This window comes from Streptomyces sp. NPDC127129, from assembly GCF_042671585.1.
In the GTDB taxonomy this organism is placed as follows: domain Bacteria; phylum Actinomycetota; class Actinomycetes; order Streptomycetales; family Streptomycetaceae; genus Streptomyces.
The window spans coordinates 309,968-336,895 of record NZ_JBHXTV010000005.1 but is presented as its reverse complement, the minus strand read 5'-3'; the positions used below and the strand labels follow the sequence as shown (position 1 = coordinate 336,895).

The 26,928-nt window shown below is 73.7% G+C and carries 20 protein-coding genes; 16 read left to right on the top strand and 4 right to left on the bottom strand.

The features are described from left to right. Positions 1-6 precede the first annotated feature (6 nt). The 11 genes from ACFVGW_RS12390 (at position 7) to ACFVGW_RS12340 (ending at position 14,750) form a co-directional block, all read left to right on the top strand. Positions 7-969 (top strand): carbohydrate ABC transporter permease, encoded by a 963-nt coding sequence (locus ACFVGW_RS12390; RefSeq protein WP_385851920.1) that lies wholly within the window; start codon positions 7-9, stop codon positions 967-969. A gap of 2 nt (positions 970-971) precedes the next feature. Beyond that, positions 972-1,874, top strand: a complete 903-nt coding sequence (locus ACFVGW_RS12385; protein WP_385851919.1) for a carbohydrate ABC transporter permease — start codon at positions 972-974, stop codon at positions 1,872-1,874. Between the two features lie 5 nt (positions 1,875-1,879). Beyond that, positions 1,880-3,145: a 6-phospho-beta-glucosidase gene (locus tag ACFVGW_RS12380; RefSeq protein ID WP_385851918.1), complete on the top strand. Its 1,266-nt coding sequence runs from the start codon at positions 1,880-1,882 to the stop codon at positions 3,143-3,145. After that, positions 3,136-4,113, top strand: coding sequence for an N-acetylglucosamine kinase (locus ACFVGW_RS12375; RefSeq protein ID WP_385851917.1), 978 nt, complete (start codon positions 3,136-3,138; stop codon positions 4,111-4,113). The genes ACFVGW_RS12380 and ACFVGW_RS12375 overlap by 10 nt, the downstream gene beginning before the upstream one ends. A 344-nt stretch (positions 4,114-4,457) precedes the next feature. Next, positions 4,458-5,870 (top strand): hypothetical protein, encoded by a 1,413-nt coding sequence (locus tag ACFVGW_RS12370; RefSeq protein WP_385852000.1) that lies wholly within the window; start codon positions 4,458-4,460, stop codon positions 5,868-5,870. Next, complete coding sequence (locus ACFVGW_RS12365) at positions 5,867-6,940, top strand: glutamate ABC transporter substrate-binding protein (protein ID WP_385851916.1); 1,074 nt, start codon at positions 5,867-5,869, stop codon at positions 6,938-6,940. Before ACFVGW_RS12370 ends, ACFVGW_RS12365 begins: the two co-directional genes overlap by 4 nt. 15 nt (positions 6,941-6,955) lie before the next feature. Next, entirely contained in the window at positions 6,956-8,257 is a 1,302-nt protein-coding gene (locus ACFVGW_RS12360) for a hypothetical protein (RefSeq protein WP_352191141.1), read from the top strand. A gap of 41 nt (positions 8,258-8,298) precedes the next feature. Next, a complete protein-coding gene (locus tag ACFVGW_RS12355; protein ID WP_385851999.1) occupies positions 8,299-10,767 on the top strand; it encodes a tetratricopeptide repeat protein in 2,469 nt (822 codons plus the stop codon). A 2-nt stretch (positions 10,768-10,769) separates the two neighbouring features. After that, complete coding sequence (locus tag ACFVGW_RS12350) at positions 10,770-12,095, top strand: PP2C family serine/threonine-protein phosphatase (RefSeq protein WP_385851915.1); 1,326 nt, start codon at positions 10,770-10,772, stop codon at positions 12,093-12,095. Between the two features lie 62 nt (positions 12,096-12,157). Then, entirely contained in the window at positions 12,158-13,489 is a 1,332-nt protein-coding gene (locus tag ACFVGW_RS12345; RefSeq protein ID WP_385851914.1) for a VWA domain-containing protein, read from the top strand. Between the two features lie 40 nt (positions 13,490-13,529). Next, positions 13,530-14,750 (top strand): FHA domain-containing protein, encoded by a 1,221-nt coding sequence (locus ACFVGW_RS12340; RefSeq protein ID WP_385851913.1) that lies wholly within the window; start codon positions 13,530-13,532, stop codon positions 14,748-14,750. On the opposite strand, the gene ACFVGW_RS12335 is transcribed toward ACFVGW_RS12340, so the two are convergent. Beyond that, positions 14,747-15,721 (bottom strand): methyltransferase domain-containing protein, encoded by a 975-nt coding sequence (locus tag ACFVGW_RS12335; protein WP_385851912.1) that lies wholly within the window; start codon positions 15,719-15,721, stop codon positions 14,747-14,749. The genes ACFVGW_RS12340 and ACFVGW_RS12335 overlap by 4 nt on opposite strands. 94 nt (positions 15,722-15,815) lie before the next feature. On the opposite strand from ACFVGW_RS12335, the gene ACFVGW_RS12330 reads away from it, so the two are divergent. The 5 genes from ACFVGW_RS12330 (at position 15,816) to ACFVGW_RS12310 (ending at position 24,112) form a co-directional block, all read left to right on the top strand. Beyond that, complete coding sequence (locus tag ACFVGW_RS12330) at positions 15,816-16,220, top strand: globin (RefSeq protein ID WP_383229233.1); 405 nt, start codon at positions 15,816-15,818, stop codon at positions 16,218-16,220. A gap of 138 nt (positions 16,221-16,358) precedes the next feature. Next, complete coding sequence (locus ACFVGW_RS12325) at positions 16,359-19,691, top strand: FtsX-like permease family protein (protein WP_385851911.1); 3,333 nt, start codon at positions 16,359-16,361, stop codon at positions 19,689-19,691. Positions 19,692-19,780: 89 nt separating this feature from the next. Continuing rightward, on the top strand, positions 19,781-22,558 hold the full coding sequence (locus ACFVGW_RS12320) for an FtsX-like permease family protein (protein WP_385851910.1): 2,778 nt from the start codon (positions 19,781-19,783) through the stop codon (positions 22,556-22,558). Next, entirely contained in the window at positions 22,555-23,505 is a 951-nt protein-coding gene (locus tag ACFVGW_RS12315; protein ID WP_385851909.1) for an ABC transporter ATP-binding protein, read from the top strand. Before ACFVGW_RS12320 ends, ACFVGW_RS12315 begins: the two co-directional genes overlap by 4 nt. 22 nt (positions 23,506-23,527) lie before the next feature. After that, on the top strand, positions 23,528-24,112 hold the full coding sequence (locus ACFVGW_RS12310) for a hypothetical protein (protein WP_385851908.1): 585 nt from the start codon (positions 23,528-23,530) through the stop codon (positions 24,110-24,112). On the opposite strand, the gene ACFVGW_RS12305 is transcribed toward ACFVGW_RS12310, so the two are convergent. From ACFVGW_RS12305 to ettA, 3 genes are read right to left on the bottom strand one after another with little or no spacing between them, the layout of a single operon-like run. Continuing rightward, the gene (locus tag ACFVGW_RS12305) at positions 24,109-24,762 is read right to left on the bottom strand and encodes a hypothetical protein (RefSeq protein ID WP_352191131.1); all 654 of its coding nucleotides are present in this window, start codon (positions 24,760-24,762) and stop codon (positions 24,109-24,111) included. The genes ACFVGW_RS12310 and ACFVGW_RS12305 overlap by 4 nt on opposite strands. Next, complete coding sequence (locus ACFVGW_RS12300) at positions 24,759-25,181, bottom strand: thioesterase family protein (RefSeq protein WP_352191130.1); 423 nt, start codon at positions 25,179-25,181, stop codon at positions 24,759-24,761. The genes ACFVGW_RS12305 and ACFVGW_RS12300 overlap by 4 nt, the downstream gene beginning before the upstream one ends. Positions 25,182-25,183: 2 nt before the next feature. Continuing rightward, positions 25,184-26,848 carry an energy-dependent translational throttle protein EttA gene (ettA, locus tag ACFVGW_RS12295; RefSeq protein ID WP_352191129.1) on the bottom strand — a complete coding sequence of 555 codons (1,665 nt, stop codon included), beginning with the start codon at positions 26,846-26,848 and terminating at the stop codon, positions 25,184-25,186. Positions 26,849-26,928: the final 80 nt, after the last annotated feature.

Sequence of the window (26,928 nt, the reverse complement as noted above, 5' to 3'; positions counted from 1 at the left end):
TACCTCATGTCCACCGACACCCTCGAAGGGCGCCGGGCGGCGCTGCGGTCGAAGCGCGTGCGGAGCGCGCTTCGCACCGCGGCGTTCATGTCGCCCTGGCTGATCGGCTTCAGCGTCTTCTTCGCGTACCCGCTCGTCTCGACCGTCTACTTCTCGCTGATGAAGTACGACGGGCTCAACCCGCCGACCTGGCGGGGCCTGGACAACTGGACGTACGTCTTCTCCGACCTGCCGAAGTTCTGGCCGGCGATGCAGAACACCCTCTGGCTCGCGGTCGTCATGGTCGCCTGCCGGGTGGTCTTCGGCCTCGGCATCGGCCTGCTCATCACGAAGATCAAGACCGGCGCCGGGTTCTTCCGGACCCTGTTCTACCTGCCGTACCTCGCGCCGCCGGTGGCCGCGACGCTGGCCTTCGTCTTCCTCCTCAACCCGGGCACGGGGCCGGTCAACTCGTTCCTGGAGGCCGTCGGCATCCCCGCGCCCTCCTGGTTCAACGACGCGGCCTGGGCCAAACCGGCGCTGACCGTCCTCGCCGTCTGGGGCGTCGGGGACCTCATGGTCATCTTCATGGCCGCGCTGCTCGACGTACCGAAGGAGCAGTACGAGGCGGCGGAGCTGGACGGGGCCTCGGCCTGGCAGCGGTTCCGCTACGTCACCCTGCCGAACATCTCGCCGATCGTCCTCTTCGCGGTCGTCACCGGGATCATCGGCGCGATGCAGTACTACACCCAGCCCATCGTGGCGGCGAAGGTCGCCTCCGGGGTGATGGGCGGCTCGGGCCAGACCTTCGAACCGGGCTATCCGGACGACTCCACGCTGACCCTGCCGCAGCTCGTCTACAACCTCGGCTTCGGCCGCTTCGACTACGGCGCGGCCTGCGTCGTGGCCCTCGTCCTGTTCGCCCTCTCCATGGCCTTCACCGCGCTGCTGATGCGCCGGCGGGGCGGCCTGATCGGCTCGGGTGACTGACCATGTCCTCCTCCGTCTCCACGCTCGGCCGTCCCGTGGACACCGAGCCCCCCGCCGGGGCCGCCGCGAGATCGGCCCGCCGCAGGGCGCTCCTGCACTGGATCGCCGTGCACTCCCTGGGAATCGCCGCGGCCCTGTTCTTCGTGCTGCCGTTCGTCTTCATCCTGCTGACGTCCCTGATGAGCGACCAGCAGGCGCTCACCCGCGACCTCACGCCGAACTCCTGGCACTGGGACAACTACGTCCGGGTCTTCGAGACCCCGGGCTTCCTGGACTGGTGGAAGAACTCCCTGCTGTACGCGGGGCTCGGTACCGCGCTCGTGGTGGTGTCCTCGATCCCGGTGGCGTACGCGCTCGCCAAGTTCCGCTTCCGGGGCCGGCATCTGTCGCTGCTGCTCGTCATCTCGATGATGATGCTGCCGCCGCAGGTGATCATCATTCCGATGTACCTGTTCTGGGCCAAGCAGATGGATCTCTCGGGCACGCTCTGGCCGCTGATCGTCCCGATGGCCTTCGGTGACGCCTTCGCGATCTTCCTGCTGCGCCAGTTCCTGCTGACGATCCCGAACGAGTACATCGAGGCGGCGAGGATCGACGGGTGCGGCGAGCTGCGCACCCTCCTCAAGGTCGTGCTCCCGATGGCGAAGCCCGGCATCGCCGCCGTGGCGCTGTTCCAGTTCTTCTACTGCTGGAACGACTACTTCGGACCGCAGATCTACACCTCCGACAACCCGGCGGCGTACACCCTGAGTTACGGCCTGGAGTCCTTCAAGGGCGCACACCACACCGACTGGAATCTGACCATGGCCGCGACCGTCCTGGTCATGGCCCCTGTGATCCTCGTCTTCTTCTTCGCCCAGAAGGCGTTCGTCGAGGGAGTCGCACTGACCGGAGTGAAGGGCTAGCCGAAATGAAGCTCGCTGTCGTGGGGGGCGGCTCCACGTACACCCCCGAACTGATCGACGGATTCGCGCGGTTGCGCGACACCCTGCCCGTCACGGAACTCGTCCTCGTCGACCCGGCAGCCGACCGGCTGGAGCTGGTCGGCGGGCTGGCCCGGCGGATCTTCGCCAGGCAGGGCCACGAAGGGAAGATCGTCACCACCTCCGACGTCGACACCGGGGTGGAGGGCGCGGACGCCGTGCTGCTCCAGCTGCGGGTCGGCGGCCAGGCCGCCAGGAACCAGGACGAGACCTGGCCCCTGGAGTGCGGCTGCGTCGGCCAGGAGACCACCGGCGCCGGCGGTCTCGCCAAGGCGCTGCGGACGGTGCCGGTCGTCCTGGACATCGCCGAGCGGGTCCGGCGCACCAACCCGGACGCCTGGATCATCGACTTCACCAACCCCGTCGGCATCGTCACGCGCGCGCTGCTCCAGGCCGGCCACAAGGCCGTCGGGCTGTGCAACGTGGCCATCGGCTTCCAGCGGAAGTTCGCCCGGCTGCTCGACGTGACCCCGGCCGACGTCCACCTCGACCACGTCGGGCTCAACCACCTGACCTGGGAGACCGCCGTTCGGCTCGGCGGCCCGGAGGGCGAGAACGTGCTGCCGCGGCTGCTCGCCGAACACGGTGACACGATCGCCGACGATCTCCGTCTGCCCCGCCTGGTCATGGACCGCTTCGGAGTCGTCCCCTCGTACTACCTGCGCTACTTCTACGCGCACGACGAGGTCGTACGGGAGATGGGCACCAAGCCCTCGCGGGCCGCCGAGGTCGCCGCGATGGAGAAGGAGCTCCTGGAGATGTACGGCGACCCGGCACTCGACGAGAAGCCGGCGCTGCTCGCCAAGCGCGGCGGGGCCTTCTACTCGGAGGCCGCCGTCGATCTCGCCGCGTCCCTGCTGGGCGGCGGAGGCTCGCCCTACCAGGTGGTGAACACGTACAACAACGGCACGCTGCCGTTCCTCGCCGACGACGCCGTCGTCGAGGTGCAGGCGGCGGTTGGGGCGAACGGTGCGACGCCGCTGCCGGTGGCCCCGCTCGACCCGCTGTACGCCGGGCTGATCTCCCACGTGTCCGCCTACGAGGACCTGGCGCTGGAGGCGGCGCTGCGCGGGGGCCGGGACCGGGTGTTCAAGGCGCTGCTCGCCCACCCGCTGGTCGGGCAGTACGAGTACGCCGAGGGCCTCACCGACCGGCTGATCGCCCACAACCGGGAGCACCTCGCGTGGGCGTGAACCTCGACGGCGCGCTCCTGGCGATCGACGCGGGCAACAGCAAGACCGACGTGGCGATCGTGGGGGCGGACGGGACCGTGCTCGGCTCGGCGCGCGGCGGCGGGTTCCAGCCGCCCGTGGCCGGTGTCGAGGCGGCCCTGGACGTCCTGGCCGAGACCGTGGGGCGGGCTGCCGCCCCGACGGGCCGCCCCCTGGACTTCGCGCACGTCTCCGCGTGCCTGGCCAACGCCGATCTCCCGGTGGAGGAGGCGGAGTTGAAGGCGGGTCTCGACGCGCGGGGCTGGAGCCCGTCCGTACGGGTGTACAACGACACCTTCGCCGTCCTGCGCGCCGGGCTCGACGAGCCGCGGGGGGTCGCGGTGGTGTGCGGGGCGGGGATCAACTGCGTCGGGATGCTCCCCGACGGCCGGACCGCCCGCTTCCCCGCCCTCGGGAAGATCTCCGGCGACTGGGGCGGCGGCAGTGGACTCGCCGAGGAGGCGCTGTGGTTCGCCGCCCGCGCGGAGGACGGGCGGGGTGAACCGACGGCGCTGGCCCGGACGTTGCCCGAGCACTTCGGGCTGCCGACCATGTACGCGCTGATCGAGGCGCTGCACCGGGGAAGCGTCGCGTACGAGCGGCGGCACGAGCTGACGCCGGTGCTGTTCCGTACGAGCGCCGGGGGTGACGCGGTCGCCCGCTCGCTGGTGCGGCGGCTGGCCGAGGAGGTCGTCGCGCTGTCGGCGGTCGCGCTCGGCCGGCTCGGCCTGCTCGACGAGGAGGCTCCGGTGGTGCTGGGCGGCAGCGTGCTGGCCGCGCGCCATCCCGAGCTGGACGGTCTGATCGCCGAACTCCTCGCGGTGAAGGCGCCGAAGGCGGTGGTGGGTGTGGTCGCCGCGCCACCGGTGCTGGGTGCGGCCCTCCTCGCCCTCGACGAGACGGCGGCGGCGCCGGAGGCCGCGGCACGGCTGCGGCTCCACTACGCCTGAGGGACGTCGCGTACGCCTCAGGTCGCGTACGCCTCAGGTCGCGTGCGCCCGAGGCTCCGCGGCCGGATGACAGGGCGTCTCCCCCACGGGGGGGCGCCCCGTCTCTCGTTCACCCGTTCGTGTCGGTCCGTCCGTGGAACCGATGAGGGCGAAAAGCCGTATTCATAGCAGGGGGTTCGCCTACGGGGCCGGCGCGACATGGGGCACGATAAGACAAGATCCAGTCAATCCTGGTGTGCGGGTGGGGCCCCTGAGGCCATACTGCTGGCCGGGAACGTCGGACCGAGGGGGAGGCCACGTTGACACACCCGCCGAATGCGCCCGCCGCCTCGGCGCCGGGCAGCGTGCCCGCGCACCCGCTTCCGGGTGTGCCCGCGCAGGCGTCGCCGCCGTCCGGTGCGCCCGTGTCCCCGTCCCCCGTCGCCCCGCCATCGGCAGGCCCGCCCGCCGGGCGCACGCCGTGGGACGAGGTCCGTGCGCGGCTGCGCCGCGCGGCCACGACCGAGCCGGGCCGCCTCCAGATCCTCGGTGCCGTACTGGCCCTGCTCGTCGTCGCGTTCGGCGCCGTGACCGCCTACGAGGTCTCCGACCGGGCCGGCTCCGCCGACGACGTGGTGACCCGCAGCCAGCCGCTGAGCGCCGACGCGGCGGACATCTACCGCTCCCTCGCCGACGCCGACACGGCGGCCGCCAGCGCCTTCCTGTCCAAGGAGCGGGACCCCGCCGACCTCCAGAAGCGGTACACGGACGACATCACCACCGCGTCGCGGCTCCTGGTCAAGGCGGCGGCGAGCACCGGCGGCTCGTCGCAGTCCGCCCGTGAGATCACCACGCTCAACGAACAACTCCCGCGCTACACCGGCCTGATCGAGCGGGCGCGGGCCGCCAACCGGCAGGGCCTGCCGCTCGGCGGCGCCTATCTGCGGTACGCGAACCAGCTGATGACCACGCAGCTGCTGCCCGCGGCCGAGCGGCTGTACGAGGCGGAGACCGAGCGGCTGCAGCGGGACGACGAGGACGCCCGGGACTGGCCGTTCCTCTCCCTCGCGCTCGGGGTCGCGGCCCTCGCCGTCCTGGTCCGGGCCCAGCGCCGCAGCTACGCGCGGACGAACCGGGTCTTCAACCAGGGGCTGCTCGCCGCGACCGCCGCCTCCGTGATCGTGCTCCTCTGGCTCGCCGCCGCGCACACCGTCGCCCGCGCCGGGCTCGACGACGCCCGTGAGCACGGGCAGAGCTCGCTCCAGGTCCTCAACGCCGCCCGGATCAGCTCCCTCAAGGCGCGGGCCAACGAGAACCTGACGCTGGTCGCCCGGGGCGCGGTCCTCACCGACGACGGCAAGAACGACAAGTACGAGACGGACTACACGACCAGCATGGAGTCGCTGACCACCGCACTCGCCGAGGCGCGTGAGCTGGCCGACGACGACGCCGGCCGTGACCCGCTGAGCGCCGCCGCGGAGGGTACGGCCGACTGGCGCGAGCGCCACAAGGACGCCCGGGCCAAGGACGACGCCGGCAACTACGAGGGCGCGCGGACCAGCGTAGTCGGACCCGGCGCCTCCACGGGGCAGTCCTTCGACCGGGTCGACGCGGCCCTGAAGCAGGCCCTGGACCACGAGCAGGGCGAGTTCACCCGGGCCGCCGAGGGCGGCCTGGGCGCGCTCACCGCCCTCCCGCTGGGCGCGGCCGCGCTCGGAATCCTCGGCGCGGTGGGCGCCGTGACGGGCATCAACCGCAGGCTTTCGGAGTACCGGTGAGAGGGGGCGGGATGCGGAACGGCGTCGACGGCGCGAGGAAGCGCGGACCGGCCCGGCTCCTCGGCGGGCGCCCTCTGGGGCGGCTGCGCGGCTGGGGCGGTGTGGGGGCGATGGCGGTGGCCTGCGGGCTGACCGCGTCACTGACCCTGCTGCCGCTGACCCACAGCGCGAACGGAGCCCCCGTCTCCCCCGTGGTGAGCGGCCCGGGGGTCGGTGCCGGTGTGCAGGTCAAGGCGGACACCTGCCGGAACCCCGAGGCCTCGCTCACCCCGTCCACCGCCGACGGCCCGGCCGTGGAGGCGATCAAGGCACGCGGCAAGCTCGTCGTCGGCGTCGACCAGAACAGCTTCAACTGGGGGTACTTCAACCCCGAGACCAGGGAGCTGGAAGGGTTCGACATCGCGCTGGCCAGGGCGATCGCCAAGGACCTGCTGGGCAGCGAGGACGCGATCATCTTCCGCACGATCCCCACCAACCAGCGGATCGCGGCCCTGGACAGCGGGAAGGTCGACCTCGTCGTCCGCACGATGACGATCAACTGCAAGCGGATCGAGCAGGTCGCCTTCTCGACGGCCTACTTCCAGGCCGGTCAGCAGGTCCTCGCGCCCAAGGACTCCACCGACATCACCGGGTACGACTCCTCGCTCGGCGGCAAGCGGGTCTGCACGGCGGAGGGCTCCACGGCCTACGAGGCCCTGGTGGACAAGTCCTTCGGCGCCACGTTCAAGGACGAGGGGGACGGCACCGGGAAAGACCGGGACCGCTTCACCGTCCCGAACCAGCTGGACTGCCTGGCCCGGCTCCAGATGGGCGAGGTCGACGCCGTCGTCACCGACAACGCGCTGGCGGCGGGGCAGGCCGCCCAGGACCCGGCCGTCGAGCTCAAGGGCAGTCCTTTCACCACCGAGTACTACGGAGTCGCCGCCAAACTCGGCAACGACGACCTGGTCCGCCGGGTCAACCACGTCCTCGTGCAGTACCGCCAGGGCGCCTGGACGGCGGCGTACGACAAGTGGCTGAAGGCGGACCTGCCCGGGATATCCGGGCCGCCCGCACCCATGTACAAGTAGAGCGAGAGGTGATCGATGGGCGTCGCGGGCACCCCCGGGCCGGTGATGGACCGGGACGAGGTGGACCGTGCGCTGGCGCGGCTCGGCGCGGAGCACAAGGCGATCGAGGACTCGCTGCTGGCGCTCCAGGACCACGCGGGCCGCAGGCTGCTCGAAGGCGCCGAGCTGACCGGGACCACCCGGGACCGCTGGCACTCCACCGAGCGGACGATCACCCTGCTCTGGACGTACTTCGACGCCTACACGGACGCCCTGCACGACGCCCGTGAGCTGCGGGCACGCCGGCGCTGGGCCAGCCGCGACGACCTGGTGGAGCTGACCGAGCGGCTGCGCGGCGAGAGCGTGCTCGTCGCCGGCGGCGCGCAGCAGCCCGCGGCCGCGTCGCTCACCGGCCCCGCCCGGCTCTCCGAGCGGTTCACGCTGGAGCGGCTGGTCGCCCGGATGAACGAGCTGTACGCCTCCTCGCTCGACATGGTCGTGACCGCCGACGCCGTCTGGTCCGCGCTGCCCGCGCGGATAGACCTCCTTGCCGCCGAGCTGGGGCGGACCCGCTCGCTCGCGCACTCCGTCGGGGTGCGGCCGGGCGAGCATCCGGCCGGGGACGAGCTGGAGGCGATCACGGCCGAGCTGAGCGCGCTGCGCTCCCAGGTCGTCACCGACCCGCTGGCCTTCTGGCGGCCCGCCGCGGGGAGTTCGGCGCCGGGTGGCGGGCGCCCCGACACCGAGCGGTACGACCGGGCGGCCCGCGCGCTGGAGGACATCCGGCGGGAGATCGAGGCGGTCCTCGCGGTCCGGCAGGACTCCGAGGACCGGCTGCTGCGGCTGCGGGACGTCCTCTCGCGCGCCGACCGGACGCTCGCCGAGGCACGGGTGGCGCGCGGCGAGGTCCTCGCCAAGATCGCCGCCTCCGAGGTGCCGGCGGTCAGCGGCCCTCCGACGGTGCTCCAGGAACGTCTCTCGACGGCCGCCGAGTACCGCCGGCACGCCCAGTGGCACCGGCTCTCGCCGCTCCTGGAATCGCTGGAGCAGGAGGCCGAGGACGAACTGCAGCGCGCCCGCGCGTCCCTGACCGCCGTCACCGCGCCGCTCGCGGTCCGCGCCGAGCTGCGCGGCCGGCTCGACGCGTACAAGGCGAAGGTGGCCCGGCTCGGCGCGGCGGAGGATCCGCTGCTGATCGAGCGGTACGACGCGGCGCGCCGGATGCTGTGGAGCGCGCCCTGCGACCTGCGCGTCGCCGAGCAGGCGGTCCTGCGCTACCAGCAGGCCGCGGCCGAGGTTCTGTCCGGACCCAGAGATGCCAGGGGGAGTCAGTGGTGAGCACCTGTCAGCGTCCCTCGTGCGAGGGATCGTACGAGGACATGGGCGGCGGCGAGCTGTACTGCGACACCTGCGGGCTCGCTCCGGTCGTCGCCGCGGGCGGCATGCTCCAGGCCAACCCGACCGGGATGGCGGTGCCCGGCAAGGGGTCGGCCCCGTCCCGGTCGAGCTCGCGCTCCTCCTCCCGCAGCTCCACGCGCTCCTCCCGCTCGTCCACGTCCCGGCGTTCGGTCTCCGGGCGCCTGTCGCGTTCCCTGTCGGGCGGGAGCAGCGGCCGTTCGGTGTCGGTGCGCAGCTCCGGCTCGTCGACCGCGCAGTCCGGGCGGAACCGGCTGGGCGCCGGCCTGGTGGCGATCCCCGAGGTGCCGCGCCCCGACCCGCGCGCCGCGGTGATGGAGAACCCCGAGGTTCCCGAGCGGAAGCGATTCTGCTCCCGCTCGGACTGCGGCGCCCCGGTGGGCCGTGCGCGCGGCGACCGGCCGGGCCGTACGGAGGGTTTCTGCACCAAGTGCGGTCATCCGTACTCCTTCGTACCGAAGCTGCGCGGCGGGGACGTCGTGCACGGGCAGTACGAGGTCGCGGGCTGCCTCGCGCACGGCGGCCTCGGCTGGATCTACCTCGCCGTCGACCGGGCGGTCTCCGACCGCTGGGTGGTCCTCAAGGGCCTGCTGGACACCGGCGACCAGGACGCGATGGCGGCGGCGATCTCCGAGCGCCGCTTCCTCGCCGAGATCGAGCACTCCAACATCGTCCGGATCTACAACTTCGTCGAGCACCTCGACGCGCGCACGGGCTCCCTGGACGGCTACATCGTCATGGAGTACGTCGGCGGCAAGGCGCTCAAGGAGATCGCCAACGACCGCCGCACGCCGGACGGCCGGCGCGATCCGCTGCCGGTCGAGCAGGCCTGCGCGTACGGGATCGAGGCCCTGGAGGCGCTCGGCCACCTGCACAGCCGGAACCTGCTGTACTGCGACTTCAAGGTCGACAACGCGATCCAGAGCGAGGACCAGCTCAAGCTGATCGACATGGGCGCGGTCCGGCGGATGGACGACGACGAGTCCGCGATCTACGGCACGGTGGGCTACCAGGCGCCGGAAGTGGCCGAGGTCGGCCCGTCGGTGGCCAGCGATCTCTACACCGTGGCGCGCACGCTCGCCGTGCTGACCTTCGACTTCCAGGGGTACACGAACGTCTTCGTCGACTCGCTGCCCGACCCGGAGCACATCGAGGTCTTCCGGACGTACGAGTCGTTCTACCGTCTCCTTGTCCGCGCGACGGACCCCGACCCCGCCCGCCGTTTCGCCTCCGCGCAGGAGATGGCGGAGCAGCTGACGGGCGTCCTGCGCGAGGTCGTCGCCCTCCAGTCGGGCCGTCCGCGCCCGGCCCTTTCGACCCTGTTCGGCACGGAACTCCGGGTCACGGACACCGAGTTGTTCGCGGAGCTGACGGAGGACGTCTCCCTCCTGGGCGCGCGGCAGCAGGCACGGGGCCGTGGCCGGACGGCGGCGCGGCCCGTCGCGCCGCAGGCGCTTCCCGAGCAGACGCCGCCGGCGCTTCCCGCGCAGACGCCGAGCGGGGCGTTCCTCGCACCGCTCGACGGACGGACGGCCTCGCTCGCGCTGCCCGTGCCACGGGTGGACCCCGGGGACCCCAACGCCGGTTTCCTCGCCGGTCTGATGGCCTCCGCCCCGGCCGAGCTGATCAGCGCCCTCGGCACCGCGCCCGCGCCCTCCCTGGAGCTGCGGCTGCGCGAGCTGCGGGCCCTCCTGGAGATGGCCGACCTCGGCTCCGCCGGGCGCGCGCTCGCCACGCTGGAGGAGGAGCACCCGGACGACTGGCGGGTCGTCTGGTACCGCGGCGTGACCTCCCTGGTGACCGGCGACCACGAGCACGCGGCGCTCTCCTTCGACGCGGTCTACGACGCTTTCCCCGGTGAGCCCGCGCCCAAGCTGGCCCTGGGAATCTGCGCGGAGGTGCTCGGCCAGCTGGACAACGCGGCCGAGTACTACCGCCTGGTGTGGGCGACCGACCCCGGCTTCGTGAGCGCCGCGTTCGGGCTCGCCCGGGTGCGCCTCGCGGCGGGCGACCGTACCGGAGCCGTACGGACCCTGGAGTCGGTGCCGGAGGCGTCCATCCACTACACGGCGGCCCGGGTCGCGGCCGTACGGGCGCGGCTGCGGCGGCGGGCGGCGCACGAGCCGCTCGGCGCGGACCTCACGGCGGCCGCGGCCCAGGTCTCCGCGCTCCAGGACTTCGGTCTGGACGCGGTGCGCCGGGAGACGCTGTCGACGGAGGTCCTCGGCTCGGCGCTCGACTGGGTACTCTCCGGGAGTCCCGGCACGGCTCCGGGCGGAGCGCGGCTGCTCGGCAGCGAACTGGACGAGCGCGGGCTGCGCTTCGGCCTCGAACGCTCGTACCGGGTGCTCGCCCGGCTCGCTCAGCGGGGCGAGGAGAGGATCGAACTGGTGGAGCGGGCCAACCGTTTCCGCCCCCGGACGTGGGTGTGAGTATGTCCCAGAAGCCCCAGCACGAAATCTCCGCCTGCCCCGGCTGCGCGGAGCCGCTGGAGTCGGGTGACCGGTTCTGCGGGGCGTGCGGTCACGACCTCGCGGCCGTCCCGGCCGCGGCCCCGGAGCCGGACCGTCCCACGGTCGCGATCGGTACTCCGGTGAACTGGCCCGAGCCCCCGCCCCGCGAGCCGGGCGCGCTCTCGACGGCCACGCAGCACCCGGGCGACCTCCCGGGCACGGACTCGGGCGGCCGCGACCTGCCGACGCCGGCGGTCCGCACGGACGGCCCGCCCCTGGCCGCAGCCCCGGAGCCGGCCGTCTCCGCCGGCCCCCAGGGCGACTTCACGCTCGCCGCGCCCGACCCGCGCGCGGCCGCGCAGCTCGCCACCCCGGCCGCCGGGACCAAGCTGTGCGTCGCCTGCCGTGCCGGAGCCGTGGACCCCGACGGGTACTGCGAGAACTGCGGGCACGCCCAGCCGCGCGAACGCGACCACATGGAGCAGGAGCTCTCCACCGTCGCCGCCGTCAGCGACCGCGGGCTGCGCCACCACCGCAACGAGGACGCGTTCGCGGTCTCGGCCACCGCGCTGCCCGACGGCTCCCCCGCCTCCCTGGCGATCGTCTGCGACGGCGTCTCCTCCGCGACCCGCCCCGACGAGGCCTCCGCGGCCGCCGCGCGGGCGGCCGGGCAGTCGCTGCTCTCCGCCCTGCCCCGCGGCACCCATCCGCAGCAGGCCATGCACGAGGCCATCGTCGCCGCCTCCGAGGCGGTCAACTCCCTCGCCGAGGAGCCCGGCCAGGGCGGCATGGAGCACGATCAGCACCGCCACCAGAACGCCCCGGCCTGCACCATCGTCGGCGCGGTCGTCGCCGACGGACTGCTGATCGTCGGCTGGGTCGGCGACAGCCGCGCCTACTGGGTGCCGGACGACCGCACCTCCCCGCCCGCCCGGCTCACCCAGGACGACTCCTGGGCGGCCCAGATGGTCGCCACGGGCCTGATGAACGAGGCGGAGGCGTACGCCGACGCACGCGCCCACGCCATCACGGGCTGGCTCGGCGCCGACGCGTACGAACTGGAGCCGCACACCGCCGCGTTCAAGCCCGACCGGCCCGGGGTGGTCGTGGTCTGCACCGACGGGCTCTGGAACTACGCGGAGGCCGCCGACGAGATGGCCCGGGTCGTCCCCGCGGACGCCGCGGGACGCCCGCTGCACGGCGCCCAGGTGCTGGTCGGCCACGCCCTGGACGGCGGGGGCCACGACAACGTAACAGTGGCCCTGCTGCCGTTCGCCCTCTCACCGCAAGGGGCAGGATCGGCCTGAACGGTCGCCGGTCCCCTGTCCCTCCCACCCTTCACGCTTGTCCGGTCGAGGAGCCTCAACCCATGGCGAACTTCTCCAAGTCGAACGTGCCGCAGTTCTCGGTCGACGTGTACCAGAACGAGTTCCTGCCGGAGGGCGGCCGCGAGGTCAACGCCATCGTCACGGTCACCTCGACCGGCGGCGGCACGAGCGGCCGTGCGGCGCCGAGCGCCGGCGCCGGCACGGACGCGGGCGTCGTGATCATGCTCGACTGCTCGGGTTCGATGGACTACCCGCCGACGAAGATGCGGGGCGCCCGGGATGCCACGGCCGCCGCCATCGACGCCCTGCGCGACGGCACCTCCTTCGCCGTCGTCGCCGGCACGCACGTGGCGAAGGAGGTGTACCCGGGCGACGGCCGGCTCGCCGTCGCCGGGCCCGCGACCCGTGGCCAGGCGAAGGACGCACTGCGCCGGCTGAGCGCGGGCGGCGGTACGGCCATCGGCACCTGGCTGCGCCTCGCGGACCGGCTGCTCGGCTCCGCCGAGGTGTCGATCCGGCACGGCATCCTGCTCACCGACGGGCGCAACGAGCACGAGTCGCCCGAGGACCTGCGGGCCGCGCTCGACGCGTGCACGGGCCGCTTCACCTGTGACGCGCGCGGTGTCGGTACGGACTGGGAGGTCAAGGAGGTCACCGGCATCGCCTCCGCGCTGCTCGGCACGGCCGACATCGTCGCCGATCCGCAGGGCCTCACGGCGGACTTCACGACCATGATGGAGAACGCCATGGGCAAGGAGGTCGCGGACGTCGCGCTCCGCCTGTGGACCCCGGTCGGGGTGGAGATCGGATTCGTGAAGCAGGTCGCACCGACCGTCGAGGAGCTGACCGCGCGCCGTACGGAGGCGACCCCGCGGGCCGGCGACTACCCGACCGGATCGTGGGGCGACGAGTCCCGTGACTACCACGTGTGCGTACGGGTTCCCCAGGCCGGAATCGGCCAGGAGATGCTCGCGGCCCGCGTCTCCCTGATCGTCCCCGACCCGCTGGGCGGCGCCCCGACGACGCTCGGCCAGGGCCTGGTGCGGGCCGTGTGGACGGACGACATGGCGATGTCCACGTCGATCAACCCCCAGGTCGCGCACTACACCGGTCAGGCCGAGCTGGCGCAGGTCATCCAGCAGGGGCTGGACGCCCGCAAGTCCGGCGACCACGACGGGGCGACGGCGAAGCTGGGGCGCGCGGTGCAGTTGGCGGCCGCCTCCGGCAACGAGGACACCGCGAAACTCCTTTCGAAGGTGGTGGACGTCGTCGACGCGGCGACGGGTACTGTGCGTTTGAAGGCGAAGGTCGCGGATGCGGACGAGATGACTCTCGAGACCCGCTCCACCAAGACCGTTCGCGTCAAGAAGTAGCCCGGCCACGGGCCGGACGACGAGAGGGGGAAGCACCGACATGCCGACCTGCCCGAACGGACACCAGTCGGTCTCCGACGACTGGTGCGAGGTCTGCGGCCACCGCATGGCCGGGGCGGGTGCGCCGGCGGGTGCCGTACCGCCGCCTCCCCCGCCGCCGCCCGCGTACGGCTACCCCGGTCCCGGCGGCCCCGGTGGTCCCGGCGGCCCCCCTGGCCCCCCGCCCGGGGGCTACGACCCGAACGCGACCGCCCAGGCGGAGCTCTGCCCCCAGTGCCGCACCCCGCGCGAGGCCATGGCCCCGTTCTGCGAGGAGTGCCGCTGGAACTTCCTGACCAACACCGCGACCTCGTACACCCCGGTCGCACCGCCCTCGCCGCAGCAGAGCCCGCCGCCGGGCCTCAACCTGCCGCCGGGCTTCCAGTCGCCGCCGCGGCCGCCGCAGCCCCAGCAGCCGGATCCGTACGAGTACCAGGGCTCGCGGCCCTCGCAGATGAACCGGCCGGCCGAGCCGCTCTCCGCCGACCCCACGCACCACCAGGCGCCGCCGCAGCGCCCGCCGGCCCCGCAGCCGCCGCAGCAGCAGCATCAGCCGCCGCAGGGGTTCCAGCAGGGTCCGCCGGCTCCGCCGGCCTTCTTCCAGGCACCGCCGCCGGGCGCACCGCACGTGCAGCAGGGCCCGCCGGCGCCTCCGGCCGCGCCGCAGCGGCAGGCGCCGCCCGGTGGGGGCGGTGACGACTGGCTGCTGCCGCCGCCGTCGCAGCCGCAGGCTCCCCCGCCGCCCCAGCAGCAGTTCCAGCCGCAGCACCAGCAGCCCCAGCCGCCTCAGCAGCAGTTCCAGCCGCCCCGGCCGGCCGCGGGCTGGTCGGCGTACATCGGGCCGGACCGCGAGTACTTCCTGGCGATGATGCAGCGCAGCGGACCGGAGGCCACGGGCCTGAACCTGCCCGCGTACTCCCCCGAGAAGCACCTGCCGCTCCAGGGCAACCAGGTCAGCATCGGCCGCCGTCGGCACTCCACCGGCGAATCCCCGGACATCGACCTGTCGGTGCCGCCGGAGGACCCGGGCGTCTCGCACCAGCACGCCGTGCTGGTGCAGCAGCCGGACGGCTCGTGGGCGGTGGTGGACCAGAACTCCACCAACGGAACCACGATCAACGGGGCAGAGGAACCGATTCAGCCCTACGTGCCGGTCCAGCTCCAGGACGGCGACCGGGTGCACGTCGGCGCCTGGACGACGATCACCGTCAGACGCGGCTAGCCGCTCGGCAGTGGCCAGGCGTAGGGCCCCTCGGGGGTGTCCAGCCAGGCCCACTGCCGGCCCCCGCTCACCGTCACCCCGAAGCGCTCCCGCTCCGGCTGCCTCTCGCGCTGCCAGAGCGCGAGCGCTTCGCGCGCGTCGAGGGTCGCCTCCACCAGCGTGCGCAGGAACTGGAAGCGGTCGTCGTCGAACACGTGCCGGGGCAGCCCCATCGGCCGCCCGCGCGGGAAGTGGGCGTTGCCGCCGCGCAGGGCGACGAAGTACGCGGACGTGGCCAGGAACCGCCCCTCGGCGTGCGAGGCGTCGCGGACCCGGAGCCGGAGCAGCCCCGTGGAGAGCGGTGCGACGACGACGGCGTCGGGGCGGCACTGCGCGAGCCAGGTGTACGGGATCGACGGCAGCGTGCAGGTCGCGATGATCCGGTCGAAGGGAGCGCGCCCGGCGCAGCCGCGGGCGCCGTCGCCGGTGATCACCGCGGGCCGGTGCCCGGCGGCGGCGAGATGGGTCCGGGCGGACTCGGTGATCTCCTCGTCGATGTCGACGGTGGTGACGTGTTCCGCGCCGAGGCGGTGGCTGAGCAGGGCGGCGTTGTACCCGGTGCCGGCGCCGATCTCCAGGACGTCGTGACCGTCCCGTACGTCCAGCGCCTCCAGCATCTCGGCCATCAGGGAGGGCTGGCTGGACGAGGTGACCAGCTCCCCGTCCCGTACCCGGGTGGCCAGCGGTGCGTCCCGGTAGGCCCCGCGCAGCCAGCGGGCGCGGCGGGCCGGGTCGGGGTCGCCGGACCAGAGCCGCTCGTAGCCGCCGAGCCCGGAGACGTAGTAGTAGGGGACGAACAGATGCCGGGGCACGTCCGAGAACGCCGCGCGCCAGGCGGGGTCGCCCAGCGCGCCGTACGCCTCGATCTCCCGCACCAGCGCCCGTCGCGCCCGCGCGCCCTCCTCGGCGAACCCGTCCCGCTGAGCGCCCATGCCTCCACTGTCCTGCGCGGGCGGTGGGGAGGCGAGCGGTCCCTGTGGTCCTAGACCTCCGGTCCTCGGTCGGGGCATCTGAGACGATGGAACGGTGATGGAGATTCCGCGCGGCACACTTCAGGAGCAGACCTTCTACGAGCAGGTGGGTGGCGAGGAGACCTTCCGGCGTCTCGTCCGCCGCTTCTACCAGGGAGTCGCGGAGGACCCGCTGCTGCGGCCCATGTACCCCGAGGAGGACCTCGGCCCGGCCGAGGAGCGCCTCGTGCTCTTCCTGATCCAGTACTGGGGCGGCCCCCGCACGTACAGCGACAACCGAGGACATCCGCGGCTGCGGATGCGGCACGCCCCGTTCACGGTCGACAAGGCGGCGCACGACGCCTGGCTGAGGCACATGCGCGTGGCCGTGGACGAACTCGGTCTGGCGCCGGAGCACGAGAGCCAGCTGTGGAAGTACCTGACGTATGCGGCGGCCTCGATGGTGAACACCGCGGAATGACGCCTTCCGGAGCGCATTCCGGAACATGACCCCCGGATAACGGTCACAATCCAGTCAAGGTCGTCGCGCAAGCGGTTTCCACCGGCACGTGCCCTCTGAAAGCATCGGACGAACGTTCGGCGGGGTTCGGGGGGATGCGTGACCGGGTTCGTACTGCTGCGTGTGCGGGCGCACCGGTTGCTGCTCGCCGCGGCGCTCCTCGCCGTCCTGCTGACCACCTCCGTGCTCGCGACCCTCGCCGCGTTCTCCGGCTCCGTCGGCGACGCCGCCCTCCAGGGCACGCTGCGGGGCCGCGCCGCGCCGGCCGCCGCGCTGGTGGTGACCGGGCAGGTCCCGCCGGCCAAGCGCGAGAGCGCCGACACCGCCACGCGCGAGGCGGCGGGCCGGACCTTCGACGGGCTGCCGGTGACCGTACGGAAGCTGGAACGCTCCGGTCCCTACGCACTGCCGCGCACCCTGCAGAGCGCGGCCGCGCGCCTGGGCGAGCCCGACCTCACCCACTTCGCGGTCCTCGACCGTTCGCGGCTCGCGCTCGTCAGCGGCGGGTGGCCGGGCGACACCCGGGGCGCCACGGTCGACGTGGCGGTGCCCGAGGAGGCCGCCCGACGGCTGCGGATCGGGCCGGGAACCGTGCTCGACCTCGCCGACCGGTTCGGCGGGAAGCCGGTGCGGGCCCGGGTCACCGGGCTGTACCGGCCCGCCGACGCCACCGACCTGTACTGGCAGTTGGACCACGCGGGCGGCCGCGGCGTGAAGACCGTCGACTTCACGACGTACGGTCCCCTGCTCATCGACCCCGCCGTGCTCCGCGCCGGGAGGGTCACCTCCGGTGAGACGGCCTGGCTGGCCGCCGCCGACTTCACCGGGGTCACCACCGCCCGCATGGACGCGCTCCGTGCCTCCGCGACGGCCGGGCCGCAGGCCCTGATCGCCGACACCGCGCCCTTCGGCGGCGCCGTCAGCGCGCACACCTCGCTGCCGACCGTCCTGGAGCAGACCGAGCGGTCCCTGCTGGTCTCCCGGTCCACGCTGATGATCGTCGCCGTGCAGCTGGTGCTGCTCGCCGCGTACGCCCTCCTGCTCGTCGCCCGCCTGCTCAGCTCCGAGCGGTCCGTCGAGACCGCGGTGCTACGCGCCCGCGGTGGTTCGCGGCGCCGGATCGCCGCGCTCGCCGCCGCGGAGGCGCTGCTGCTCGCCCTGCCGGCGGCCGTGATCGCCCCGCTGCTCGCCGGGCCGCTGACCCGGCTGCTCGCGGGCCGCGCCTCTCTCGACGCCCTCGGCGTACGGCTCGACGACGTCCCGCTCGGCCAGGTCTGGCTGGTCGCGGCGCTCGTCGCCGTGTGCTGCGCCGCCGCCGTCGTGGCCCCCGCCCTGGGTGCCGGGGACGATGGGACCGTCACCCTGCGCAAGGGGCGTGCCGCGGCGCTGCCCGCGCCCGTACGGGCCGGGGCGGACATCGGGCTGCTCGTGGTCGCGGGTGTGGCCTACTGGCAGCTCGACCGCCAGACCGGCGGCTCCGGCGGTGGCTCCGGCGGCGGTGCGCTCAGCGGCGACCGCGGAGGTTCGCTCGGCATCGATCCGCTGCTCGTCGCCGCGCCCGCACTCGCGCTGCTCGCCGGCACCGTCCTGACGCTGCGGCTGCTGCCGCCCGCCGCCAGGCTCGCGGAGCGGCGTGCCGCGAGCGGTCGCGGGCTCCCGGTCGCGCTCGCGGGCTGGCAGTTCAGCCGTCGCCCGCTGCGCGGCGCGGGTCCGGTGCTGCTGCTCGTCCTCGCCGTCGCGATGGGCATGCTCGCCGTCGGGCAGAGCGCCTCCTGGGACCGCTCGCAGGAGGACCGGGCCGACTTCCGAACGGGAACGGAGCTGCGGGTCCTGAGCGCCGGCGGCGCCGATCCGTCCCGGGCCGGGCAGTTCGCGGCCCTGCCGGGCGTCCGCTCGGTCGCCCCCGCACACCGGGCCACGACGAGCTTCGCCGGCAACCGCACCGCGACCGTCCTCGCTCTGGACACCCGGCACGCGGCCGACGGCCTCCTGCTCCGTGAGGACCTCGCGGACTCCCCGGCCCGCGAGCTGCTCGCCCCGCTCGCCCCGAAGGCGGGTCCGCGGCCGGGCATCGTGCTGCCCGTCGACAGCCGGGGCCTGGCGTTCGACCTGCGGCGCACGGCGCCGCGCGGCGCGGCCCCGGCCCAGGTGACGGTGGTCGTGGAGGACCCGTACGGCGTTCCGTACCGACAGCTCCTCGGGCCGCTGCCCGCCGACGGCCGCTCGCACCGGCTCACCCTCGACCTGGGCGGCCCGGGAGAGGCCCCGAGCTCGCCCGTGGGCCCGCTGACGCTGACGGGCGTGGAGCTGGACGGAACGGTCGCGGACGGGCGGGCCGGCAGGCAGACCTTCGCCGTCGAGCGGCTCCTCTCCCGCCACGAGGGCGGCGCCGAGCGCCCGGTCGAGGCCGTCGCCTCCCTCGTCTCCTGGCGCACCGGCTACCAGGAGAGCGGCGGCGAGGCCGGCGGCCCGGCCGCGCCGGCCGGACGGTCCGCCGGTGCGACACCGTACGAGGTGAGCTTCACGACCGGCCTGGCGGACCGGCAGGTCCTGTCCGGGCCGCAGGACTTCGTGCTGCGGATCAGCGCGCCGCGCAGCGCGCCGCCCGCGACGCTGAGCGGGGTGGCGACGGACGCGTTCCTGGCGGCCGCCGGAGCGAAGCGGGGCGACCGGGTCGAGGTGGCCCTCGGCAGTGTGCACCTGAAGGTGACGATCACCGACACCGTACGGGAGCTGCCGACCACCGGTGCCGGGGCCGGGGCCGTCTCCGCCCCGTCTGCCACGCCCGACGACGGGGGCGCGCTCCTGGTCGACCTGCAGGCGGCGAACCGGTTCCTCGCCGCCGACCCCACCGCCGCCCTCCAGCCCACCGAGTGGTGGCTGGCCACCGCCCCCGGCCGTGCCGACGACGTGGCGCGGGCCATGCGGGCCCGCCCCGACACGGACCCGACGCAGGTGCTCGTCCGGGACGAGGCGGCGGCCGAACTGCTCGGCGATCCTCTCGGCGCGGGCCCGAACGCGGCGCTGATGGCGGTCGCGGTGGCCGCGGCGGCACTCGCGGCGGTCGGTTTCGCGGTGAGCGCGGCCGGTTCGACGCGTGAACGGTCCGCGGAGTTCGGGGTGTTGCGGGCGCTGGGCGCCCCGCGCCGCCGGCTCGCCCGGCTGATCGCCGCCGAGCAGGGCCTGCTGGTCGGCATCGGACTGCTGGCGGGCGCGGCGCTCGGCACCGTGCTGACCCGGGCCGTCGTGCCCCTGATCGTGCTGACCGGACAGGCGTCGCAGCCCGTGCCGCGCGTCCTCGTCCAACTGCCGCCCGGGCACGTGGCCCTGCTGCTCGCCGGGGTCGCCGCGCTGCCGCTGCTGATCGTCGCCGCGATCGCGCTGCGCCGCACCGACCCTGCCGTGACCCTGCGGCACCAGGGGGAGCGGTGACGCGCCGCGCGGGCGGCCCGCCCCCCGCCGACGGCGCGGCGCCGACCCCACCGGTCCCCTCTCCCCCACCCGCCAGAAAGGCAGCCGCCATGCCCCGCACGCCCGCCCGCGCCGTGGCGCCCTGGGTGCGGACCCGGCTGCGGGTCGCCCCGGGAACGGCATGGGCCTTCGCGCTCCTCGTCCTGGTCACCGCGTTCCTCGCCGCCGCGCTCCCCCGGGCCGTCGACACGTACGAGTCCGAGGGTCTGCGGCACGACCTCGCCGGCGCGGCTCCGCGCAACACGGTGCTGGAATTCGCGGCTCCGATGCTCCGGCCCGACGACCCGTCGAACGGGCAGGCGACCGGCACGACCGCAGAGGACACGCTGCGGCAGCGGGCGGAGCTGGAGCGGCTGCTGCCCGCCCCGCTGCGCGTCGACCCGGCGGAGTCGGTGCACGGCGTGCGCACCACCAAGCGGGTCGTCGCTCTCGACCGCTGGCTCCCGCAGCCGTACGGAGTGCCCCCGGAGTTCGTCCTCGCCACCCCGTCGGCGCTGGCCGAGCACACGAGGGTGCGGGAGGGCCGGCTGCCGGCGAAGGCGGACACGGCCGCGTTGACCAGCGAGGCGGCCGTCACCGCCGAGACGGCGAAGTCCCTCCGGGTGAAGGTCGGTTCGGTGGTCCACGTGCCGAACCGGTACGGATCCGAGCCGCTCACCCTGACCGTGACCGGCATCGTGGAGCCGGTGCGTCCGCAGGGTGCCTACTGGGCCGTGGAGCCGCTCCTGCGGACCCCGGCGTACACGATGAAGCCGGCCGGCGCCGAGACCCACTACTACTGGCAGGCCGCGCTGCTGCTGCCCCCCGAGGGCGGTTCCCTGCTCGTGGAGAGCCTCGGCGAGCCCGAGCGGTACTGGCGGCTCGCGCCCGTCGGCGGCCATCTCACGGCGCAGGACGAGCCGCGCCTGAGCCGGGCGGTGGCCTCGCTGACGGGCGGCCCCGATCTGACGGAGGCCCGGGAGGTGCTCGGCCCCTTCGCCACGGTCACCACGGGTCTCGACGAGGTCGTCACGGCGTACGGCGGCATGCGGACGGCGATCGCGCCGGTCGTCGCCGTCGCCGCCTTCGGGATCGGCGCGGTGGCGGCGGTCGTGCTCGCCATGACGGGCGGGCTGTTCGCCGCCCGGCGCACCGCCGAGCTTGCGCTGCTGCGCTCACGCGGCGGCTCGCTCGCCGGGATCGGGCTCCGCCTCCTCGGCGAGACGGCGGTCCTGGCCCTGCCGGCTGCCGGACTCGGTCTGCTGCTCGCGACGCTCGCACTCCCCGGGGGCCGCTGGGGCCCCGCGCTGACCGCGGCCGGCGCGGTCGCGCTGCTCGCCACCCTGGCGCTGCCGCTGCGCGCGCTGTTCCTGCACCGCAGGCCGCTCGCCCACGGCGGGCGCGAGGATCTGATCGCCGCCCGCCCCTCCCGGGGCCGTACGGTCGCCGAACTCACCCTCCTCGCGCTGGCCGTCGGTGCCGTGGTGGCGCTGCGCCGACGCGGTACGGAGGATTCCGGCGACCATCTGGTCAGTTCGGCGCCGGTGCTCGTCGCCCTGATCGCCGCGCTCGTCCTCGTACGGCTGTATCCGCTGCCCCTGCGGTGGGCGGCGCGGCCGGCCCGCAGGCTGCGCGGGGTGGTCGGCCACCTCTCGCTCGCCCGCGCAGGGCGTTCCTCGGCGACGGGTGCGCTGCCGCTGCTCGCGCTCCTGGTGGCGCTGACGACGGCCGCGTTCGGCGGCTCGGTGCTCGCCGGGGTGGCCGATGCGCGCGACCGGGCGGCGCTCCTGGAGACGGGCGCGGACGCCCGGGTGATGGGGGACGCCGACGCGGCGCCGCTGCCGGACGGGCTCGCGAAGGCGGTGCGCGGGACGCCGGGGGTGAAGGACGTCGCCACGGTGCAGGTCGAGTACGGCGTGACGCTGCCGACCACCGGCACGGGCCCGGCGACCGAGCTGCGGACGGCTCCCCTGGTGGGGGTGGAGCCGGAGTCGTACGCCCGGCTCGCCGCGCGGACCGGCTTCGGACCGTTCCCCGCCGAGCTGTTGAAGTCCACCGGCACCGGTGGGAAGGACGACTCGGAGCGGGTCCTTCCGGCGATCGCCTCGCCCGCGGTCGCCGAGCGGCTGGGCCCCGAACCGCAGGGCATCACCTCGGCGGCCGGTTCGTTCAGGGTACGGATCGTGGGCGTACGGTCCGCCACGCCGGCCCTGCCCGAGCAGGACTTCCTGCTGGTGAACGGGGCCGACCTGACCCATCGGGCCGACACCGTGCTGCTGGCCTCCGGGCCGTCGGTGCCGGGGGACGCGCTGCGGGACGTGGTCGCGGCGGCGTCCCGTGACTTCTCCGTGGTGCTGCGGACCGAGCGGCGGGCCGCGTACGTGGACTCGCCGATGCAGGCGGGCGCCGAGCGGATCTATCTGGCGGCGATCGGGGCGGGAGCGGGCTATGCCGTGCTCGCCGTCCTGCTGTCGCTGCTGCAGGCCGCACCCGAACGGGCCATGCTCCTCGCCCGGTTGCGGACGATGGGCCTGACCCGGCGCCAGGGCCGGCGGCTCCTCGGCCTCGAGGCGCTGCCGCAGGCGCTGCTCGCGGCGGTCGGCGGCGTGCTCGTGGGCTGGGCGACGATCCTGCTGCTCGCCCCGGGCGTGGATCTCGTCCGGCTCTCGCTCGCGGCGGCGCCCGGGCTCGCCGCGCTCGACAGCGCCCCGCTGCGGGTGGACGGCTGGTCGCTTGCGCTGCCGGCGGTGGGCGTGGTGGTGCTCGCGGGCCTGGCGGCGGCCCTTCAGGCGTGGTGGTCGGCGCGTGGCGAACCGATCAGGGAACTCAGGGCAGGAGACGCACGATGACGACGACCGACACCACTCTGGCGGAGCTGGAGCAGCGGGCGACGGCGCACCGCCACCGGCCCTCGTACGGGCACGACGCCCTGATCGCCTGTGACCGGCTGGTCCGGATCTTCACGGCGGACGGGGTGGAGGTGCAGGCGCTCCAGGGCCTCGACCTCCTGGTGCGGGAGGGCGAGCTGATGGCCCTGGTGGGGGCCTCGGGCAGCGGCAAGTCGACGCTCATGAACATCCTGGCGGGCCTGGACGTGCCGACGGCGGGCGCGGCGAAGGTCGCGGGACGCGATCTGCTCGCCATGGACGCGAAGGCGCGGCTCGGGTACCGGCGGGACGTGGTGGGGTTCGTCTGGCAGCAGACGTCCCGCAACCTGCTGTCGTACCTGACGGCGGCGCAGAACGTGGCGCTGCCGATGCAGTTGCGCGGGCGGTCGAGCCGGGCGCGGAAGGCGGAGCGGGCGGAGGAGCTGCTCGCGATGCTGGAGGTCGGAGACTGCCGGGACCGGCGCCCGCACCAGATGTCCGGCGGCCAGCAGCAGCGCGTCGCGATCGCGGTCGCGCTGGCGAACAACCCCTCGGTGCTGCTCGCCGACGAGCCGACGGGCGAGCTGGACTCGGCGACGGGCGAGCAGGTCTTCGCGGCCTTCCGCCGCGCCAACGAGGAGCTGGGCACGACGATCGTGATCGTCACCCACGACCAGGCCGTCGCCTCCGAGGTCCGCCGCACGGTCGCCATCCGCGACGGCCGCACCGCCTCGGAGGTCCTGCGCCGCACGGAGGTGGACGCGGAGGGCCAGGAGTCCCTGGTCTCCCGTGAGTACGCGATGCTCGACCGCGCGGGCCGGCTGCAACTCCCGGCGGAGTACACGGCGTCCCTGGGTATGGAGCACCGCGTGATGCTGGAGCTGGAGCAGGACCACATCGGGGTGTGGCCGGACGACGCGGACGGGTGAACGCGAGGGGCGGGGGTGGCTCGTGGGGAAGGTGCTGTCGTATCTCGGCGCGGTGGCGGTGCCGTTGGGCGCGGGGGTGCTGCTGTACCTGTGGGCCGACTGGAGCCTCCGCCGGTCGGCGACGCCCACCGCGGTCGCCGTGCTGGTCGGGATCGCCCTGACCCTCGCCGCTTTGGGCGCCCACAACGCGCTCTTCCGTGCGGGCGGCGGCTGCCTCGCGCTCGTGCTGTTGCCGGCGGGCCTGGCGGCGGTCTGGGTGGAGGTGCGGGACGCCTCGCCCCGGACCGAGGTGGTCGCCTGTGCCGTGGTGGGCGAGGTCGAGGTGACCCACCATCCGGCCTTCGGCGAGGGGGCGCCCCGGCCGAGGACGCTCTTCCACCACAGGGTGGACTGCCCGGGTGGCTACCCGGTGGAGTTCACCGCCGAGAGCAGGGCGGCCGAAGACGGAACGATCCGCATCGCGTACGACCCGACGCACCGCCTGGACCCGGTCCTGGCGAGTGAGAACGTGTCCCACGGCTCCCCGGTGATCCCGGCGGCCCTCCTGACCCTGTCGGCGCTGACCTCGCTGATCACGCTCGCGAGGGGTCCCGGTCGCGAACCCTAGGCGGGGGCGAAGAGGAGGGACGAGGGGGTCGTCCGTACCGCTATCGAGCCGTAGGGCGTACGGAGCCGGAGCCACGGGCCCGAGGCGAGCAGCGCCACCGGCACCGCCTCCCCCGGCAGGAAGCCCAGCGACTGCGCCGCGTGGACCGCGCGCAGCGGAAGCCCGGTCTCTGCGACCGTCCGCGACCAGATCTCGCGGCCGATCCGGTCCCGCTCCGCCCGCGTCCGCCGCTCCTGCGGCAACTCCTCGTCCCGCGACCGGAACTCGGCGACCGCCGCCGCGACCGCTCCGCGCAGCCGCTCCGCGGCCGGCAGTCCCGCGACCGGCTCCCAGCCGCCGCGCGGCGGCAGGACGCCGGCCCACGGCGGGCCGGTGACGGCGTCGGGGACGACGGCCTTGCCGGCCGACTCCTCGACACCTTCCAGGAGTTCGCCGGCGGAGACGGTGACGTCCAGGTCCACGTCGTCGACGAGCCGTGCCGTACGGATCGCCAGCACCTCGAACGACGGCGGCCGTCCGAACACCGCGAGCGCGCCGCCCCCGGCCTGGAGGCGTACGGCGGCGGCGCGGTCGTAGTGGATCAGCCGGGCCAGGAAGGCGGCGAGGTCCGCCGCCTCCCGGGCGTCGGCGAAGTGCAGCGGCGCGATCATGCGGCGGCAGTCATCCCGTCGTCCATGTACTCCTCGAGGAACGACCGCTCCTCGACGGAGATGCGACGCGGCCGCTGGGCCTCCAGGTCGAAGGGGACGACGATCGTCGAGGCCCGTACGTACGTCACGTCCGGGTCCTTGATCTCGTACGCGATCGTCAGCGACGCCGCGCCTATCTTCGTGACCCACGACTCGATGGTGACCGGCTTGTGCCGGTGCACCAGCGGCCGTACGTAGTCGATCTCGTGCCGGGCCACGACGGACCCGCCGGAGAACGACGGCGAACCGTCGCCCGGCGCCAGCCGGAACATGAAGTCGATCCGCGCCTCTTCCAGGTACCGCAGGAAGACGACGTTGTTGACGTGCCCGAAGGCGTCCATGTCCGACCAGCGAAGGGGACAGCTGTAGATGTGGCGCACGCTCAGCCTCGGGTCAGCTTCTTGTACGTGGCACGGTGCGGACGGGCCGCGTCCGCACCCAGGCGCTCGATCTTGTTCTTCTCGTAGGACTCGAAGTTGCCCTCGAACCAGAACCACTTCGACTCGCCCTCGTACGCGAGGATGTGCGTCGCGACCCGGTCGAGGAACCAGCGGTCGTGGGAGATGACCACGGCCGCACCCGGGAACTCGAGCAGGGCGTTCTCCAGGGAGGAGAGCGTCTCGACGTCGAGGTCGTTGGTCGGCTCGTCGAGGAGCAGCAGGTTGCCGCCCTGCTTGAGGGTGAGCGCGAGGTTCAGTCGGTTGCGCTCACCACCGGAGAGGACACCGGCCGGCTTCTGCTGGTCCGGGCCCTTGAAGCCGAAGGCGGACACGTACGCGCGGGACGGCATCTCGACCTGGCCGACGTTGATGTAGTCCAGCTCGTCGGAGACGACGGCCCACAGCGTCTTCTTGGGGTCGATGTTGGCGCGGCTCTGGTCGACGTACGAGATCTTGACGGTCTCGCCGACCTTGACGCTGCCGGAGTCCGGGGTCTCCAGACCCTGGAGCATCTTGAAGAGCGTGGTCTTGCCGGCGCCGTTCGGGCCGATCACGCCGACGATGCCGTTACGGGGCAGGGTGAAGGACAGGTCGTCGATGAGGACCTTGTCGCCGAAGGCCTTCGAGAGGTTCTCGACCTCGACGACGATGGAGCCCAGGCGCGGGCCCGGCGGGATCTGGATCTCCTCGAAGTCCAGCTTCCGCATCTTGTCGGCCTCGGCGGCCATCTCCTCGTAGCGAGCGAGACGGGCCTTGGACTTGGCCTGACGCCCCTTGGCGTTGGACCGCACCCACTCGAGCTCTTCCTTCAGACGCTTCGCGCGCTTGGCGTCCTTCTGGCCCTCGACCTTGAGGCGGGTGGCCTTGGTGTCGAGGTAGGTGGAGTAGTTGCCCTCGTAGGGGTGGGCGCGACCGCGGTCGAGCTCGAGGATCCACTCGGCGACGTTGTCGAGGAAGTACCGGTCGTGGGTGACGGCGACGACGGTGCCGGGGTACTTGGCGAGGTGCTGCTCGAGCCACAGCACGGACTCGGCGTCCAGGTGGTTGGTGGGCTCGTCGAGGAGCAGCAGGTCGGGGGCCTCCAGGAGGAGCTTGCAGAGCGCCACACGGCGCTTCTCGCCACCGGAGAGGTTGGTCACGGGCCAGTCACCGGGCGGGCAGCCCAGCGCGTCCATGGCCTGCTCCAGCTGCGCGTCCAGGTCCCAGGCGTTGGCGTGGTCCAGGTCCTCCTGGAGCTTGCCCATCTCCTCCATGAGCGCGTCCGAGTAGTCGGTCGCCATGAGCTCGGCGACCTCGTTGAAGCGGTGAAGCTTCCCCATGATCTCGGCGGCGCCGTCCTGGACGTTCTGCAGGACGGTCTTGGTCTCGTCGAGCGGGGGCTCCTGGAGGAGCATGCCGACGGTGTAGCCGGGCGACAGGAAGGCGTCACCGTTGGACGGCTGCTCGAGACCGGCCATGATCTTGAGGACGGTGGACTTACCGGCACCGTTCGGGCCGACCACACCGATCTTCGCACCGGGCAGGAAGCTCAGCGTCACGTCATCGAGGATGACCTTGTCGCCGTGCGCCTTGCGCGTCTTGCGCATCGTGTAGATGTACTCAGCCAAGAGAAACCGTCCGGCAAAGAGTGAGTGGGCAGATACACCCCATCTTGCCTGACCGCCACCCCTCGATGGAAACCAGTACC

What these genes read in the sequence shown, in the direction of transcription:
- ACFVGW_RS12390 (WP_385851920.1), top strand. Translation starts at nt 7, where the DNA reads ATGTCCACCGACACCCTCGAAGGGCGCCGGGCGGCGCTGCGGTCGAAG.
- ACFVGW_RS12385 (WP_385851919.1), top strand. Translation starts at nt 972, where the DNA reads ATGTCCTCCTCCGTCTCCACGCTCGGCCGTCCCGTGGACACCGAGCCC.
- ACFVGW_RS12380 (WP_385851918.1), top strand. Translation starts at nt 1,880, where the DNA reads ATGAAGCTCGCTGTCGTGGGGGGCGGCTCCACGTACACCCCCGAACTG.
- ACFVGW_RS12360 (WP_352191141.1), top strand. Translation starts at nt 6,956, where the DNA reads ATGGGCGTCGCGGGCACCCCCGGGCCGGTGATGGACCGGGACGAGGTG.
- ACFVGW_RS12355 (WP_385851999.1), top strand. Translation starts at nt 8,299, where the DNA reads ATGGGCGGCGGCGAGCTGTACTGCGACACCTGCGGGCTCGCTCCGGTC.
- ACFVGW_RS12350 (WP_385851915.1), top strand. Translation starts at nt 10,770, where the DNA reads ATGTCCCAGAAGCCCCAGCACGAAATCTCCGCCTGCCCCGGCTGCGCG.
- ACFVGW_RS12345 (WP_385851914.1), top strand. Translation starts at nt 12,158, where the DNA reads ATGGCGAACTTCTCCAAGTCGAACGTGCCGCAGTTCTCGGTCGACGTG.
- ACFVGW_RS12340 (WP_385851913.1), top strand. Translation starts at nt 13,530, where the DNA reads ATGCCGACCTGCCCGAACGGACACCAGTCGGTCTCCGACGACTGGTGC.
- ACFVGW_RS12335 (WP_385851912.1), bottom strand. Translation starts at nt 15,721, where the DNA reads ATGGGCGCTCAGCGGGACGGGTTCGCCGAGGAGGGCGCGCGGGCGCGA.
- ACFVGW_RS12320 (WP_385851910.1), top strand. Translation starts at nt 19,781, where the DNA reads ATGCCCCGCACGCCCGCCCGCGCCGTGGCGCCCTGGGTGCGGACCCGG.
- ACFVGW_RS12315 (WP_385851909.1), top strand. Translation starts at nt 22,555, where the DNA reads ATGACGACGACCGACACCACTCTGGCGGAGCTGGAGCAGCGGGCGACG.
- ACFVGW_RS12305 (WP_352191131.1), bottom strand. Translation starts at nt 24,762, where the DNA reads ATGATCGCGCCGCTGCACTTCGCCGACGCCCGGGAGGCGGCGGACCTC.